Origin of the sequence: Chryseolinea sp. T2, assembly GCF_037203685.1 — a bacterium.
In the GTDB taxonomy this organism is placed as follows: Bacteria; Bacteroidota; Bacteroidia; order Cytophagales; family Cyclobacteriaceae; genus Chryseolinea.
Genome location: NZ_JBBCAU010000009.1, coordinates 270,278 through 287,007 on the forward strand (window position 1 = coordinate 270,278; position 16,730 = coordinate 287,007).

Annotated in this window: 14 protein-coding genes; 6 read left to right on the top strand and 8 right to left on the bottom strand. The window is 47.3% G+C overall.

Going from position 1 to position 16,730, the window contains the following annotated elements:
• Position 1: 1 nt before the first annotated feature.
• The 4 genes from WBG78_RS26045 to WBG78_RS26060 all read right to left on the bottom strand — a co-directional run bounded on the left by WBG78_RS26045 (position 2) and on the right by WBG78_RS26060 (position 2,482).
• Positions 2 to 256 (bottom strand): hypothetical protein, encoded by a 255-nt coding sequence (locus WBG78_RS26045; RefSeq protein ID WP_337329449.1) that lies wholly within the window; start codon positions 254 to 256, stop codon positions 2 to 4.
• Positions 257 to 262: 6 nt separating this feature from the next.
• Positions 263 to 457: a helix-turn-helix domain-containing protein gene (locus tag WBG78_RS26050; protein ID WP_337329450.1), complete on the bottom strand. Its 195-nt coding sequence runs from the start codon at positions 455 to 457 to the stop codon at positions 263 to 265.
• A 91-nt stretch (positions 458 to 548) separates the two neighbouring features.
• The gene (locus WBG78_RS26055) at positions 549 to 1,031 is read right to left on the bottom strand and encodes a hypothetical protein (RefSeq protein ID WP_337329451.1); all 483 of its coding nucleotides are present in this window, start codon (positions 1,029 to 1,031) and stop codon (positions 549 to 551) included.
• A 185-nt stretch (positions 1,032 to 1,216) separates the two neighbouring features.
• Positions 1,217 to 2,482 carry a site-specific integrase gene (locus WBG78_RS26060; RefSeq protein ID WP_337329452.1) on the bottom strand — a complete coding sequence of 422 codons (1,266 nt, stop codon included), beginning with the start codon at positions 2,480 to 2,482 and terminating at the stop codon, positions 1,217 to 1,219.
• Between the two features lie 485 nt (positions 2,483 to 2,967).
• On the opposite strand from WBG78_RS26060, the gene WBG78_RS26065 reads away from it, so the two are divergent.
• Positions 2,968 to 3,324, top strand: a complete 357-nt coding sequence (locus tag WBG78_RS26065; protein WP_337329453.1) for a four helix bundle protein — start codon at positions 2,968 to 2,970, stop codon at positions 3,322 to 3,324.
• A 268-nt stretch (positions 3,325 to 3,592) separates the two neighbouring features.
• Positions 3,593 to 3,868, top strand: coding sequence for a hypothetical protein (locus tag WBG78_RS26070; RefSeq protein WP_337329454.1), 276 nt, complete (start codon positions 3,593 to 3,595; stop codon positions 3,866 to 3,868).
• 243 nt (positions 3,869 to 4,111) lie between these two features.
• Here WBG78_RS26070 and WBG78_RS26075 read toward each other — a convergent pair whose 3' ends face one another.
• The 3 genes from WBG78_RS26075 to WBG78_RS26085 form a co-directional block, all read right to left on the bottom strand.
• Positions 4,112 to 4,741 (bottom strand): hypothetical protein, encoded by a 630-nt coding sequence (locus WBG78_RS26075; RefSeq protein ID WP_337329455.1) that lies wholly within the window; start codon positions 4,739 to 4,741, stop codon positions 4,112 to 4,114.
• Between the two features lie 103 nt (positions 4,742 to 4,844).
• Positions 4,845 to 7,925, bottom strand: coding sequence for a choice-of-anchor tandem repeat GloVer-containing protein (locus WBG78_RS26080; protein WP_337329456.1), 3,081 nt, complete (start codon positions 7,923 to 7,925; stop codon positions 4,845 to 4,847).
• A gap of 354 nt (positions 7,926 to 8,279) precedes the next feature.
• Positions 8,280 to 9,950 carry a TlpA family protein disulfide reductase gene (locus WBG78_RS26085; RefSeq protein ID WP_337329457.1) on the bottom strand — a complete coding sequence of 557 codons (1,671 nt, stop codon included), beginning with the start codon at positions 9,948 to 9,950 and terminating at the stop codon, positions 8,280 to 8,282.
• A 155-nt stretch (positions 9,951 to 10,105) separates the two neighbouring features.
• Between WBG78_RS26085 and WBG78_RS26090 the strand changes: the two genes are divergently transcribed.
• On the top strand, positions 10,106 to 11,635 hold the full coding sequence (locus tag WBG78_RS26090; protein WP_337329458.1) for a sulfatase family protein: 1,530 nt from the start codon (positions 10,106 to 10,108) through the stop codon (positions 11,633 to 11,635).
• Between the two features lie 10 nt (positions 11,636 to 11,645).
• Here WBG78_RS26090 and WBG78_RS26095 read toward each other — a convergent pair whose 3' ends face one another.
• On the bottom strand, positions 11,646 to 13,907 hold the full coding sequence (locus WBG78_RS26095; protein WP_337329459.1) for a carbohydrate binding family 9 domain-containing protein: 2,262 nt from the start codon (positions 13,905 to 13,907) through the stop codon (positions 11,646 to 11,648).
• A 111-nt stretch (positions 13,908 to 14,018) separates the two neighbouring features.
• Here WBG78_RS26095 and WBG78_RS26100 point away from each other — a divergent pair, with 111 nt between their 5' ends.
• From WBG78_RS26100 to WBG78_RS26110, 3 genes are all read left to right on the top strand, one after another.
• Entirely contained in the window at positions 14,019 to 14,642 is a 624-nt protein-coding gene (locus tag WBG78_RS26100) for a CGNR zinc finger domain-containing protein (protein WP_337329460.1), read from the top strand.
• A 77-nt stretch (positions 14,643 to 14,719) separates the two neighbouring features.
• Entirely contained in the window at positions 14,720 to 15,871 is a 1,152-nt protein-coding gene (locus WBG78_RS26105; protein ID WP_337329461.1) for a DUF4249 domain-containing protein, read from the top strand.
• A 177-nt stretch (positions 15,872 to 16,048) separates the two neighbouring features.
• On the top strand, positions 16,049 to 16,669 hold the full coding sequence (locus tag WBG78_RS26110; RefSeq protein ID WP_337329462.1) for an MEDS domain-containing protein: 621 nt from the start codon (positions 16,049 to 16,051) through the stop codon (positions 16,667 to 16,669).
• Positions 16,670 to 16,730 lie beyond the last annotated feature (61 nt).

Below are 16,730 nucleotides of genomic sequence, written 5' to 3' on the forward strand. Positions count from 1 at the left end.
GCTATTTTCTAAGTTTTAGTGTTGATCCGTACCGTTCGAAGATTACGTTGAAAAGTGCCGACGTTTCTTCGAGGCCTTCAGCTCGCAACCGCTCGAAAAGTTGCTGCTTGGATTGAACATCGTTAGGTAGAATTGAAGTGTAGTCGAATTCGCCGACTGACGCGCGGGCTTTTAGGTCAATGCGTTGTTCGCATCGCTCGAAGCTTTTCGAAAATGGTTTGCATAGTGTGAATTGATTTTGGTGTTTGGAATTCATGAAATGTCAGTCGGCCACCGGCTTCGAAGTTTGAAGAAGCTTGTCGACGGAAGCCTTTGTGACATAAGTACGTCGTCGACCGGGGATAGACACTTTTTGAAAAATTCCTTTGCGACACCAGTCGCCGAACGTGGGGCGTGAGATCTTGAAAATCTGCATCACTTCACCGGGAGTGAGCACCGACATTGCTGTTGATTCCATTGTAATTGATGTTTAACAATGGAAAATTGCAGCAACTTATGCCAACCAAAAAAAAGCGCGCAAGGTTTGCCGGTCGAATGACACAAACGGCTCACTTCTTGATGATTGCAGCCTCTTGAATCGTTTTGAAATTTTCGACGCTCGCGAAATAGCTTATCAGTTCTCGATCAATAGAACTTGATCGATATTGGCCTTTTCTTCTGCCATCCTCTTTGAATTGCCCAAACGTCCTTGTTGCCATTTGTTCGGCAATTGCTGGACTGACGAATAAGGCGCGGCGATAGTAAGCTTTCCGAATTTCCTTTAGAAATGCAACGGCGCGTTCTGTCTTTCGGATTTTGCTTGGTATTCTTTCAGAATATAACGCCATGGCCTTGGTAACACCAATGCCGTGCTGAAACATGAGCTTTTCTACGGCGTGAGCGCATTGTATTCTTTCTTGGATGGTCTCGGCCTTGACTCCCTTTGGTTGACCCTGTGGGAAGTGTTTACCAATCAATTTGTGATATGCTTGAATTTCTGATTCACTAACCGGGGCGAATGATATTCGCTGATTTCCATAGCCCACTGACAAGGGCGGAATGATGTTTTTCCTTCGCTCAAAAGTGTTTTCTGCAGGCTTGAAGAATTCGAGCCAGATCGCAAGTCGCCGGGGATACATTGGCCGTGGACGTCCATTGAGTCGAGCAACGAGTTGTTCAAAAGTTTCTTTTGTCACGAAACTAATTGATTCATTTTCCGGCTTGCGTCGTCGCATGGCTATTTGTTAACCGTCATCTTCGCCTTTTCTTCGTGCTGAATTACGAAGTCGGTGTTCATCTTGCGGATCAATTGCGCATTCTCACTGCCATCGACACCGATGTATCGGTAGAATTCTTTTTCTGTTCGGTGGCCTGAAATCTTCATGATGTATTGCGTAGGCACTCCCTTCGAGTATTGGACAGTACAGAAGGTTTTGCGCGCAACGTGTGATGACAACTCCTTTGTCAGTTTTGCCTTTTCTCCAATACGCTTCAGCCCTGCATTGTATTTCTGATTGCTAGGGGGGAGGGGCATTTCAAAGTTGTATTCTTTGAAGACGTTGTACAGGACTGGCGAAACAGGAATGACGACTTCGGCGCCTGTTTTCATCGTCTTCACACGAAGGTCGTATCCGCCAGGCACTGGTGTTAATTGTGGCTGCGCGATCTTGTGAAGGTCGCTGTATCGCAATCCTGTTTGAGTAGCAACTATAAACCAATCGCGAACGACTTTCGTACCGCCATGCGTGATATTCTTGTGCTTTTCTAAGGTTAGATTGGCCAGGGCCTGTACTTCAATCTCGGACAATGCGACAATTTCCCGCGCTTCTTCTTTTAGCTCAAAGGATTTGTAAATCGCATTTCGATTTAGGTTGTTGATGGTTGCCCAATTCAAGAACATCTTCAGTCGCTTGACGAACGTGGAGATTGTGTTTGGACCAAGCTTTTTCTCAACGAGTAGCTGAAGAAAACGGGTCTCAAAATTGGCATCAATTGATTCAAAACCGAAGGCAGACCGGCGATATAATTCTTCGAGGTACCCCTTTAGTTTTTCAAGCGTGTAGATGACCGACTTTCCCTTAATTCTGCCGGCTTCTTTTCGTGCATTCATGTATTGGATGTAGTCATCCAAATGCCCCGAAATGGTCTTTTCAGTTTTGGCTTCTTTGAAGAACGCGAGAATCCGCGCCTTGAATTCTTCCCGGGGCGGAAGCTGGCCTGCATTTATCCCTGCGAGATAGATCGCTTGGACATGGCCCTTCAGGTTTTTCAGAATTTGGTTTTTTTCTTCCCCGTTCGTTTCCCCGCCGCGGAACTGTTGATCGTGGAAGTACTTTGGGTTACCCTTCAGGCCGATCGGAAATCGAAGGTGTATCATTTCGGCGCCCTGTGGGTACTTCAGATCGATTCGGATAGGTGCCAGGATTCTCCCTTTATTTCGGGCAGGAATGCTTCGTTGGTCAAGAAGGTAGTAAACCCGTAGTCCGCGAAGATCGTTGCTCATATCGCCTTAAAATGCGTTTGGTGATAGTGGTGAGTACCGCAATGAGTACTAGAAGCCTGTAAAAGCTTAATAATACTTTACATCGGGCATCCCAAAAATACGCATAAAGTGCTGATAATCTGAAAGGTTTTGTAAAGAATGTGAAAGTGTTGAAAAGAGGGGTATTTTTCCCGTACGGACTACAAAAAACAGAGCGAGTGTGAAGAGCGAGAGCGAATTCACACTCGCTCTGTTTTTTTCCTCCACTCTCACACTGTTCCCCACACTAATACAGAGTGAGAGTAAAGTGTGAGAGCGAAAGCGAAACACCTTCGCTGTCTTTTCCTCACTCTCACACTGTTCCTCACTCTCACACGCTCCCATTATTCCTGCCTTTTTATTGTCTTCTATTCCCTACTCTTACACATCCAGATCCCACTGGCATTTCCCTTACCTTCACTCACACTGTTCCTCACTCTGACCTTGTTCCACTCTGTCTTTACTTTATGTTCGATTTCGAAAGACTCCACGTCTACAAAAAGGCAAAGACCTTCAATGGTTCCATTCGTGAATTCATCAAGTCGAGGAGCCTGGACCGTACCACTTCCGATCAGCTCCGAAGAGCCGCATTTAGCATAGTCCTAAATCTTGCCGAAGGCTCGGGGCGATTCAGCAAACCCGACCGAAGGAATTTTTACGTCGTGGCGAGGAGCTCCCTTTTTGAATGCATCGCTATCCTTGACGTACTCAAAGACGAGTCAGCTCTTGATGAAATTGCGTTCCGCGGATTTTACGAGCACGCCGATGAGCTTTCAAGAATACTCTTTGCAATGATTAAAAATTTGGAAAAGAAAGCGGTGTGATTATGCGAAGCACTTCGCTCTCACACTGTTCCTGCGGAGCACTTCACTCTCACACTGTTCCTCACACTGTATTGCGTAGCCTACTAATTCCCTGGATAGTAGTTTATTATATACTTTTGCTACTATACCTATAACGCCGTGACTAATCATAGAACAGAACAGAGCAGTCCTTGTTGCCTCAATATTTTGAAATCGCCAAGTACAAAATCATTAATTCGTTTCTGATTTGTACCGCGATCTTTTGTATGGAACTAAACAAGTACTTGCTATGATGATCACTCGATTCTGGCTAATCCTGCGGGACGACTCAAAGAAAACCTTTGAAGTTTGCGGGCAAGCACCCAATGACAATGCCTTTTCAAATAGAACGCTTGCAATGCAGCGGGCTGGAATGAACGTCAGTTGTATGACGCCGCCCGTAACGAATAAAAGTTCCAGTAAGGGCCTCATTAAGATTGCGGGCTACACACAAGAGGAGGGTCTGCAGAAGAGACTTGATAAACAATACAGCGACATAACATCACGTGGTTATGAAGATTGGTAATTGACCTTGCCCTTCCACGGAAATCGTCTCAATTTCGGTGTGACGTGTCTGTTTATTATGGCCAACGTTGAATTAGTCTCAGAGTGATCATCATCAACGATTTCCATATAATTACAATGAAGTGTATCACTCTCACACTGCGGAGCACTTCACTCTCACACTGTTCCTCACTCTTCCTCACACTGTTCCTCCCACTTCCTCACTCTCACACTGTTCCTCACCCTGCTTTCTACGCGCCCGTTCTTACTCTGCAATTTCCGCCATTTCAAAAAACGGAAACCTTCCAAACAGAAAATTATAAAGAGGAAAGCTCCGCCTCATTGACTCCTGGTCCTCTCCATGCGGTACACCTCCGTTCATCTTCACGCCAAACAGGAGATCGTGAGAAACGTGCTGGTGTCCGGGAAACATATCACCCATAGTAGATTCTAAATCCTTAATCAAGTTAAATGATTCCTGTGGGGCGTATCGTTTGGAGAGAACTCGTGCAACTATTCGATGCTCAGAACCCTGCCGAAGTAGTACTTCTTCGTCGCAGTAGATTGTAAAATGGTCAGTAAGTAAAGACACAACGAGGTAAACATTTCGTCTCACAGTAAAGCGCCGCATGCTTTCCTCGCCTAGGTCTATTCTCAGCACGATATTAGGAAACTGCTCATAGGCCTGATCATAGACGGTATACCCTGTTTGGGCCTGTACGCGCGATGCCAACCTTGTCCATTCCGTTTCTTGTTTGGCGATCAGCGAATTGATCTTTTTCTCAATAATGAGACGCAAAGATTCGTAACCGGGATGCTGTTCGTTAAGAGAAGGAAGTCCTATAGGGTAGTATTCATATACTTTCTTTGATAGCTGCAAAATGATGTCGTCCATACTACGTAGGGTATATGTTGGATGCATGCGTGCAGTATCAAAATTATTCCCACCAGATGAACCAGAGTGAGACTGGGGTGTCAGCCCGGGCTGTACTATTCGATCACCGTTTCACAATCTTGACTCGATGAACCGTCTCTGCAGTTTTGATTCTCACAATGTATATTCCGCCTGGCAGGCGACTAAGGTCATACAGTTGCTTTTCGCCGGAAGCAGATACTCCCAATGCTTCCTTGCCGCCCAGATCGATTACGCTGACTTCGAAAGTGCTTTCGTAGTCCTGCGTTTTTTCGATCACCAGCTTGTCCGTTACTTCGGTCGGATATACGCGGAACGCATCTTCAATGGTGTTGATACCCGTGATGGTATACTCGTAACCGTCGGACATCTCGCTCTGGCAACCCTCAATTGTTGTCTGTACGTTGTACAGCCCGGTTTCTGAAATCTCCAATGAGATACCACTTGCGGCCGCGATGGGTTCATTGTTGTAAAACCACTGGTTGCCGATCTTATTAGATGAACTCAATTTCAAAGCAGCATTTGAAGCGGTTTCGCTCGTAATGATTGGTTTCGGAGCGTTTACGCAGAAAGCTATTTCGATTCGCGCAGCTGGAAAGTAGTTTTCATCTCCTTCCTGGTCCGCAGCCACTATCGCACGCCCGGCCTCAAGGATGACGATCTTGTTCTCATCAACAGTGATGTTGTCGGTTATGGCCGTGTACGTGATGGGAAGCCCAGAACTGGTTGTAGCCGGTAGCGTTACAGTAGCGTCGGTTCCCGTTTGCGCGGGAATGGTAATCGGCTCGATATCGTCAGAAGGAATGATCTGTGTACCTTTCTCAACCGTAATGATCTGCGTCGCCGGCGATCTGGTGTAAAACGGATTGGATACCTGTTCCGCTATGATAGTTGTCTCGCCTGCACCTACGAATTTTAATGCTGATCCCTCCACGGTTGCGATAGCCGGATTAACTGACCGGAAACTAATGGGCAGACCCTTAGTTGATGAAGCATTCAGGGTGACCGGTACGCCACCGCAGACGAAATTGTCGTCCAGGGCAAACGTTATGTCGTGGTCCTTCTTGCGAGCAAACAAAATCTCCATTTCCGCGATGTATAGCCCATTTATATTAGGGGCAAACTGATGGGTCACATGAAAGTTCTCCCCGTCCTTGTCCATTGCAAACAGAACCCCGGCCGGACGATTTAAGGCGCCTATGGTAATCCCGTAAAGTTTTCCATCGGGACCTTCAACAACCTGGGCAGGAAAATGTTCCTGTTCGGGACTGGAACTTAAAACCTCGTGAAGAATTTCATATCCACCGCCGTTGGGCGCGAACCGGAATATGATACCTTTCCCTTCAGAGCCACCCGTCACCGAGTTTACATAAATCATGTTATCGCTTCCTTTGAACATCCGGACATATTCAAACATGACCGTTGTACCGGCGTCAAAGTCCAAAATATTTTCGAATGTGTTTCCGGTGGTGGAGAACCGGTACACATAACCTGAGTTATTGGCGCCTCCCTTCCAAACGCCATACAGGTACCCATCGTGTTCAAAGGCTATCGGCTGACGTTGGGCATAGTTGTTATCATCGAATGAATGCTGAACGCTGTAGTCTGTGCCGTCAGTTTTTACTCTGAAAAGCCGCGATTTGTCATTTAGTCCGCCTGCGTTCGTGATTCCGTACAAATATCCGTCTGATGAAAGAAATAACTTTGCTGTTAGTGAGTTAGCGTAGTCAGGTGTATCAAACTCTAGTACAGTCGACTGCGTGCCGTCCAGCGAGATCTTGACAATGCGCCTGGAACCCGACCATTGAAGATATAAGTTACCCTGCTGGTCCGCAATCGCTCCGCTTTCAGCGTAATCCTCATTAGGCTGAGTGTCGATCGGCCATTTCTTATAAGTGTTCGTCCCGTCCGTAGAAACAGTGAAAATACCTTTACTTACCCTGCCCATTAGCCCACCCGTTGGAAGTGACGCGACGTAAAGTGGCTCGACGTCGTTGAGTGGAAAGTTTTTTAGCGTTGTTCGTCTACCATGTGAGCTCAAGCTCATTATAGACTGCTTGAGAGCCACTGTTTCAACTGTGTAGAAATCTTCTTCTACTCCCGACGGGGGACTGTTTTCGTCAATTATGCTAAACTCAGATCCGTCGGGTTGCATGCGATATAGAAACGAGCTATTATCTGCTTTCCCCGCCGTACCATACAGCCAACCGCCTGCTCTTAATTCAAGACCAATAGCCGACCTGGCTTCACCGAACGAAAATGTATGTACGGCAGAATGGTCAGTGCCGTCCAGTGATACGCGAAATACAGCAAATGGATAGACACCGGGATAAATAACCCCATACAGATATCCTTCGAACTCAGACAACTTGTAGAACGCCGAATTTGTATTTATCGTGCTGATATCAAAGAGAACGCTCGAGCTGGACCCGTCAGTCGAGGTCCGATAAATAACCGCGCCGTACACAGGCTGGTTACTTCCCTCAGCAGTAAAATAAAGATTTCCATCGGAGGCCAGCAATGGTGCGCCAAGATTGAGATGCGGATAGGAGTGGATTTGACTATAAGTACCGGTGTTGAGATCAATCTTGAACAAGTGACTGCCATCGTAACTGGTATTAATGGACGTGCCATAAATAACACCATCTTCGCCCGCGCTGAGATGAATGTTGTATCCTGCCTCCGTTGCAGCAAAATCGTAGGCGATTTCCAGCATTTGTGAACCGGGATCATACGCGAATAACCGCTGGTGATCCAAATCGCTTATTAATCCATAGAGTGTGCCGTCATTGGCGGCCGTCAGATCACGGGGACTGCTGCCAGTTTCACCATCGAAGTCGACGAGAACTTCGTAACCTGTTCCATCTGGGGCAAGCCGGTATAGCGTACCGCGGTTAAATTTCCCACCCCGGTTAGTGGTGCCATACAGCTGACCATCCTTCCCCTTTAACGGGGCAGTTGCTTCACTGCCGTCCATGTTACCCTGAAATACATATCCTGGATCGTAAGCAGAGCCGTCGGCATTCACGCTGGAAATCTGCCCATAGCCGTTTCCACCTGCATTTCTGGAAATCCAGAGGCGATAATCTTCAATCTGCGCAAAGGCACCGGAAGCGCCGAAAGAAAGGATTGCTAAAAGGAGAATGAGACGTAGAAGTTTAATCATGACAACTGGGAGTTTGATGCGCAATCTCAAAACCGGCAAGTATATAGCAAATTGTAAACCTTGGTAACCTCAAATAAATTTTTTCTATAACTAATCTTTGCCACGGCGTTGAAATCTGCTGTAAGGGGAATTATCATGGCACACATTCATCTTCTGGAAATCTTAATCCCAATCAGGAAAACCTTGATCTTTTTTTCGATGATGCTAAATAACGACAGGTACCCTGGATGCTGGCGGTTCACCATGGGTAGCCCTATTGGATAATATTCGTATACTTACTTCGACAGCATCAAAATGATGTCGCTCATACAACGTAATTTATTCATCCTTTTTTTTTCTTCACTTTCAAATACCTCACCTGCGCACGATCCCTCGGATCTTTTCTACAAACGCTTCTTCATCCCACAAACTAAAACCCTTGTAGATCTTACCATTTCCATCAATCAGCAGGTAGGAGGGAAACCCGGAAATCTTAAGCTTCTTCTGCAGATCATTGTACTGGAGCTGCGAAACAAACCAGTGCTGCCCCTTCACATCCATATTCTTAACGTCCTTTACCCAGTCCTCCTGTGTCGACTGACAGCATAGATAGACATACGCAATACTATCAGAAGGCAATTTTGCCTTCAGCGCCTTCATTTTGTTAAAATCCGATCGGCACGGTGAACACCAGGTTGCCCAGAAGTCGAGAAGAATGTGTTTGCCAGGATTCTGTTTTACAATCTGCGTTAACAACTGATCGCCAGTCTTGTTAAGACTCACCCGCACAAAGCGGATGCCGTTGGTGTCAACGATCACTTCCTTCTGAAGCGACTTGTTTTTTGTATACTCCGCCGTCACAATGTTTTGGTATTGTGCATTTCTTATTTTCGGAAAGACTGTATTGTAGAGATAATCAATGTCGTTGTAGTCTTCCTGCGCATTCGAAAAGAATTGAACCAAAAGGATATCGGCAATATTGGTATCCGCAATGTCTGTGAGATTCGCCGCGTGCCTTTCAATCCACCACCTGCTTTCCATTGTTTTAAGCTCGGTATCGTATCTTTCAGCGATCTTCCAGTAAACCCTGAGCATGGCTGTGTCGACGGGTTCGCCCTGCTCCGACATCCTGTACATTTCTTTTATTAAGTTCAGCTCCTTTCTGGTATCGGCATCATTGCTTTCCGTCGTTACCTTTTGATTAAGGATCTCGGCGATACGACTTAATTTGAGTTTTTGTGCTTCCGCTGGCGCCGAAGATTCGCGGGTATATCGGTGCGAATAGCCGTTCAGTAAGAATATAAAACGTGACGATAGCAGATATGCGGGATCACTGGGTTTCATGGAAGACCAGAATGATGAATCGTACTTAAGCTTACGCTCGCCTCGTAGTCTCACAGTACTACCAAGTCCATAGTTCAGACTTTTCCAACTGAACGCGAGTAGGTCCGAGAAGTAGCTGACTTCGTTGTTGCTTTTATACCATTCCAGGAACAGTGCAGAGCAATTTCTCTCCTTGCAATACTGTTCAACCCATTGCGCATCTTTGTCAAACCTTTCCTTGCAGAACTTCAGGTATTCTTCCGGCTCCAGGCCTAGTCCCTTCTCACGCTCATAGTAGTATTGAGTGCTTTCTTCAGGAGTTCGCATGTTATGTATGTCCTTCGATGCCTTCGCATTGGCGCCGCTGAAGTGAAACCCGCTTTGATCTACAACGATGTGCAGAGAATCACCCGGAGCCAGCAATAGCTGGCGGGAAGGTTGAGCTTTATCAAATCTCCAGGAAATATCCTGAGTGTTCCTGAGAAAGAATCTAACGTGAAAATTCCCCGTTGAATCTATGACCGAGAAGTAAGTGCGCTCAGCCGCCAACAGGTAATCGATAATATAGAATGTTGCAACGACTTGCCCTTTTGCGTTGATAGGAATGTTGATTTTTCCTGTGATGACTACGGTGTCAGAGCGGAGCGTCTTTTCGGGTTCCTTTTCCTGAGAATAAACTAAAAGCGGCCAGGAGAATAGTACTGCCAGGAGAGCTTTATTCATTTCATTAGTTGTTAATGTACAACGGTTACTCTTGGAACTTCTTCAATCTGAATTTAGCAATTGGAGATCATTTAGCCAAAGAGTTTAATGGTACGGAGCTTCCCGAAATCGCAATGCCTTTTCGCGGTGGGATTTTTTTCATTATTATCGCTCAAATGAAGCTCGCTATAAGAATCCTGCACACCATAATCATCCTGATCTCCGTAACCTGTACCAGTTGGAGTCAGAAAATTGTCGGCACGCCCAACATCGTCCTGATCTACACGGACGACGTCGGCTACGGCGACATTGGCGCCAATGGAGCCAAGACAATTGCAACTCCCAACATCGACCGGCTGGCAACAAGCGGAGTACGATTCACACAGGCGTACGCTACATCTGCAACCTGCACTCCCTCCCGATACTCGTTGCTCACAGGCACGTACGCGTGGAGAAAAAGAGGCACTGGCATTGCGCCGGGAAACGCGGCCTTGTTAATACCCACAAACAGAACTACGCTGCCTTCCATGCTACAACGGGCGGGGTATACTACTGGCGTCGTCGGCAAGTGGCACCTCGGACTCGGACCTCAAAGTGGTCCTGACTGGAATGGCGATATCAAACCTGGACCTCTTGAAATTGGCTTCAACTATTCGTTTCTCATTCCGGCCACTGGCGACAGGGTGCCTTGCGTGTACGTTGAAAATCATAGAGTTGTAAACCTCGATCCCGCTGATCCGATAAAGGTCAGCTATGGCCCGCCATTAAACGATCACGACGCAACAGGCAAATCAAATCCCGAACTGCTAAAGATGAAATTCTCCCACGGCCACGATCAGACTATCGTCAACGGAGTGAGCCGGATCGGTTATATGACCGGTGGAAAATCAGCTTTGTGGGTTGACGAGGATATGGCAGACGTCATCACCAAAAAGGCAGTAGACTTCATCGACCTGAATAAGTCAAAAAAATTCTTTCTTTACTTTTCTACGCACGACATCCACGTGCCACGCATGCCCAACAAGCGATTTGCTGGCAAAAGCGGCATGGGCCCAAGGGGCGATGCTATCCTGCAACTCGATAGCAGCGTCGGTGATATACTCGATGCTCTCGCGCGCAATAATTTAATGGAGAACACACTTATCATTTTTACTTCCGACAACGGACCTGTGATCGATGATGGGTACATTGACGAGGCCGTCGCAAAGTTGGGTGATCACAAGGCGGCAGGTCCGCTCCGGGGAGGAAAGTACAGCGCGTTCGAGGGAGGCACCCGTGTGCCTTTTATCGTTTCGTGGAAGGGCACCATCTCTCCGGGCAAAGTGTCAAATGCGTTATTCAGCCAGATTGATTTTTATGCGTCGTTCGCTGCACTCACGCAACAAAAGGTCAGCAATTCGGATTCGCTCGACAGCAAGAACTACCTGAACACGTTGTTAAATAAGAAGCCGCAGTCCAGGGAGTACGTGGTACAACAGTCCCTCAATTCTACCCTTAGCCTTATCGTTGGAAACTGGAAATACATCGAGCCTTCCGAAGGTCCTGTGCTTAACAAAGACACGAATACAGAACTGGGAAATAGCCGCGTGCCACAGTTGTATAACCTCAAGGAAGACATTGGGGAGGTCCGAAATCTGGCGGAGGTGAATAAGGATCAGGTAGTCAGAATGAAGGCTATTTTAGATAACGTTAAAATCAACCGATAGATAATTAGTCTTACAGACGGAATGTTCTGGTAAACTTTACTATTAGTGTCTGCTGATCCACCAGCGGCCGGTCGAGATTAGGGAATGCGGTATGTAGCCTGGGATTATATACGATGTACAGGTCGGTTCCTTCTCTGGGATTTACGCGAACGCGAAAATTGCCGCCAAGGGTTTTCGAAATGTCGTCGTATTGGATGAGTGCCTTCGCAGATAGGTATATCGATTGGGAAAAAGCGACGCCGCAGGTTATCAGGTTTGATTGAAAGTCAGAGACGCCGCTTTGCGAATAGCGGACCGGAAATTGAAATATGTTCATTTCCCAGCTGCTGGTAAGACGGAAGTTTTTATTAATGGCATAATAGCCGCTAGCCACTAAGTTGAATCTGGTTCCTGCATAAAAACCCATATAACGCGTCGTGATCGCGTAATTCACGCGGCCGGTTTGTTTGCTGTCGAACCTTAATCTTATTCCACGATAGTTGTAATAATTGGCGGGCACAATCACGTCCTCTACAAAATTCCAGTCGTAAGGCAGGTACTCGCGGCCCGCGAAGGGCGCGACAACAAAGCTCATCCCGTTCTTGTAAGAAGTGCCCAGTTCTGTTTCCGTCATCACCGATTCGTGAGTGTCGTTTATGATCCTGTACCGGTAGTCGATCAGTTGTGTCACCCAGTACAGGTTCATCTTGGCTGACTTTTTATACTTCCATATGTAGCCGTTGCTTATGTTCGCCGTCACGTACGATGAGTCGAAGCGGAATCCGGCCATGGGTTTAAAGTCTCGTCCAGCGTACTCAATTGACGAAGTAAGGTTATAGCCCAGTGCCGACACCCGGTTTACCACGACGTTGGCCATACTAGTCGATGCTGTAATACCCTGCTTATGGTCATTTGTTGCGCCGAGATTAACGCCGAGAATCCAATGATTGTCGCGGAACCGGCGGAGTGCATCAACTCCAAACGTTTGATTTCGGAAACTTGTGCCGCGTTTAGAGGCACGGTTGGTGGCAATACCTCCAACATAACTGCCGTTGTCCCAGACCTCCTGGCGCAAACGTACTACTGTGAAATTCTGTGGATCGATCGCTATTGGATCCACTGCAGCCGTCTGCACGTTTAGCAAGCCCACCTGAAGTCGGTTAGCTTTTCCAGAGAGTCGCACTCCTCCGATAATGGGAACAATATGACCCTTTTCAATACCAATGGTTCTGGAGTTAAAGAGCATTACCCCGGATCCGGTCGTGAACCCGAGATAATCCTTTGATTCAAGGAAGAAGTTTCTCTTTTCGGGCAGATTTACAGCGAACCGCGTAAAGTTCAGGACGCGATTATCGGTTTCGGCCTGAGCGAAATCGGTATTCAGGGTAAGGTCGAGTGTAAAGTTTTTGGAAAGACCATACTTAACATCAAGTCCGATGTTGCTGATCACCTTGTCAACAGTAGCGCGGTGATGAAAATAGTTACGCGGCATAAAGGTTCGGTCAGCCGCGACGCGATCAGTTTGGCTGTTCCAGAATTTAAAGTCGTGATAAGTCCCTTTTACATATGGAGCAACATAAAATGGTTTCTTGCTCTTGAGTCTGTCGAATACGATTGGCGCAGCGTTATTCACCCGCCAGGCGGCGTTGGCAACCGAGGCGTCTGATGCCGGAAAGATTGCCAACTCATTTTTGTGCTTAATGTAGCGTATGACTTTGATGCCCATCACGACGGAATCCCTCGCGTGAAAACGCAGCGATGAAAAGGGAATTCTGAATTCGGTAGCATATCCACGTTCATTCCGGGCCGATCGCACGTCCCAAAAGGTATTGAACGCGGCGTTAAAAAAATTGCCGTTGTCAAGTACCTCTTCGTCGAATCTTGCACTAAGTGTATTCGTGGAGAAAAGGATGCCCTGTCGTTGATCGTGATACGTGTCAATCAGAAGGGAAATGTTATCGTCGCTTCCGTAGTAGATGTCACGTTCGAGCCCGGTGGCAATAATCTTTTCGGGTGTGGCATCCAGGGCCTCTACGCCTATATAGATAAACTCGTCGTCATATAGAAATCTGACTGTGGTTGATTCCGTGGGTGTCCCGCCAATCTGCGGTTGACACTGCACGAAGTCATTCAGCACGGAAGCGCGTCCCCAGAGTTCTTCGTCCAGTATGCCGTCGATTTTGATGACGCCGCTAACGTGCAGGGGTCTCAACGCTGTTGCGTCTTGAGTTTGCGCCCGGACGCCCGCAAAAAGGCATACCAAAACCGCGCCTGGTAATATGGACTTTACCATTAAACGTTTGTTTGATGGTAATATTACGTATTACTATCTAAACTAGTTTAACTGGTGAAGTATATTTTTACCGGCTTTATGAGTTTTACTGGAAATCAGTATTTTTGAATAATGAAGATTCCTGCGATCGACGATCTGCGCCTTGATGGTGGTGCACTGTGCCTAGACTACGTTAATACCGTTCCCGACCGGAAAGATGGCTCCGGACGAGATCTGGTAAAATCATTCCACGAATTGCTTTACTGGGCACGAAAAGCGAAGGCAATCGAATCTTCCGCGTTCACAACTCTTGAAAGGGCCGCGGCGGAACGTTCCAGAGGCGCAAAGGAATTTTTTACCCAGGCGATACAGCTCAGGACGCTCATCTATGATCTATTCTATCCGCTAAGTCAGAAACAACGTATCAAACCAACTGACCTGGATTCGTTTAATAAAGTAATGGCTCGTTATAGTCCACATCTTCAGATGGCTGCAGAATCAGGAGAGATTGTGCTCCGATGGGCATTTGATGCAGATCAGTTTTTGAGAATCACAGGACCCATTGTGAAGTCAGCACAGGACGTGTTGCTCTCGGGAAAACTCGAGCGAATAAAGGAGTGCCCGAGATGCGGGTGGCTGTTCCTGGATACGTCTAAGAATGGGATGCGCCGCTGGTGCAGCATGGAGGATTGTGGAAGCAACGCCAAATCTCTGCACTACTATTATCGGAAAAGAGAAGAACGCAGCGAGGAGTAGCTCTTTCGTTTTCACCTTCCTTTACCGCTATAAGCGGTATTGATGGCCATGGTAAGCCAGAGTAAATTGCCGTTGCCATGCCTAAATTGACCTTCCGGCTTCAGCCCCTGGCTGTCGCCCTTTCCTGCCTCATGGGCTGCCTCGATCCGTATCCGGCACCGGTCAGTCAGTCCGATTTAAACTTGCTGGTTGTCGATGGTTTTATCAATGCGTCGGATCAATCAGCGAACGTTCGGTTAACAGCAGCCCTCCCGTTGGACACAGTCGCTGTGCCGGAGGTCATCGACGACGCCCGGGTGTTCATCGAACGCAACGACGGAGCCATCGTTCATCTTACAGGCACAGGCAAAGGCAATTACGTGACGTCTTCAGCTACGTGGGACATGAACGCAGAATACCGTCTCAACATTACCCTTGCCTCAGGAGAAAATTATCGGTCAGACTTCATCACACTAATTCACACGCCCAACATAGACAGTATCATTTTCCGTGAGGACAAAAATGCTCTTGGTTTTTATGTGAATACACACGAGCCATCGGGAAATGGACGATACTACAAATGGGATTATGACGAGACATGGGAGCATACCTCGTCGTTTGTGTCATTCTACAAGTTGATCGGAGGAGAAGCCATTGAAAGAAGCATTGACGAACGGATATATATTTGCTGGAGCTCTTTGCCATCTGCCAATATTCTTATTTACAATACACTGAATCTTTCAGATGACCTGGTTTCAAATTTCAAGCTGTCATCCGTACCAGCCGGATCGGAACGGCTTTCGCGACGATACAGTATTAATGTTAAGCAACGAACGCTTTCGAAGGCAGAGTATGAGTTCTGGTCTAAGCTGAGAGAAACTACTGAAGAACTAGGCGGATTATTTGATCCGATGCCGTACGCGGTAACAGGCAACATTCACGGTGAAAATAACGACAATGTAGTCCTTGGCTATTTCGGAGGAGGCGAAGTTAAGGAACAACGGATCTTCGTGGGCTTGAACGATCTTCCGCGAAACATTGCTAACCAGACGATGCGCGCTCCATGTCTGCCCGATGAAATCCAGTCAGTGCCGCTTGCCAATCTTCGTGTGATGTCACCCGTTACTACCATACTGCTTGAGCCAATCTATGTACAGGGTGTGGGGATTGTGGGCTACACGTTCTCGCATCCAAGTTGCGCCGACTGCAGAACCCAGGGCGGCACGACAACTATACCCGACTTCTGGTGAGTGTCATGCCAGCAAATGAACTTTGGAACAAGTCTCGCAGATGATTCCACAATCGCCTTAGCAGGCCGCGTACAGTATCCGGTACGTTGTTTATGACAATCGTCTCCATACTGAATTGTCTGATGGTAACGCAGCATTGAAAGAAATTTAGTAATTTTTGGATCTCTCTGTAAGCTTATGGAACATGACCGTCGTCACCAATGCCTGATTTACGGAGGCGCGCCCTCTCAGAAGCTTCCCATGCTGGCTGTCATCATACAGCGTGTGCTCCAAGATGGATACCGGATTCTTTATTTGAACAGCGCTCCGATGGTAGCCGGTTTGCGTTCAACGCTTGCCGCCGGTGGCCTTGATGTACAGTCAGAGGTAACCCGGGGACGTCTCATCATGTCGTCCGATCCGGTATCATCTGGCAGAGACTTCGATGTAAGCGGAATGTTGCTCAAGCTCGAAAACTCCCTCGACGAAGCTATTGTTGATGGCTATAAAGGTTTGTGGGCCTCAGGAGATATGACCTGGGAATTCGGAGCGGGTCGGGATTTTTCCAGGCTGCTGGAGTACGAACTGGCACTCGAACAACTCTTTAAAAAGAGGAGTGAACTTTGTGGCATCTGCCAGTATCACGTAGATACTTTGCCCACCGAAGTGCTTCATCAGAGTCTTCTAGTCCATCCTGAGCTTGTGATCAGTGACACGCTGACCCGTATCAATCCCCACTATTTGAAATCATCCTGGCCTTCTGATGCAAAGACTCGAGGGGAGTTGGATGAGGTGATCACCACGCTGGGAAGGCCATAATCAGTAACGTCTGAACTCTTATAGGTAACGAAACAAAGCATCGGGTAGCCACTCCGTGAAC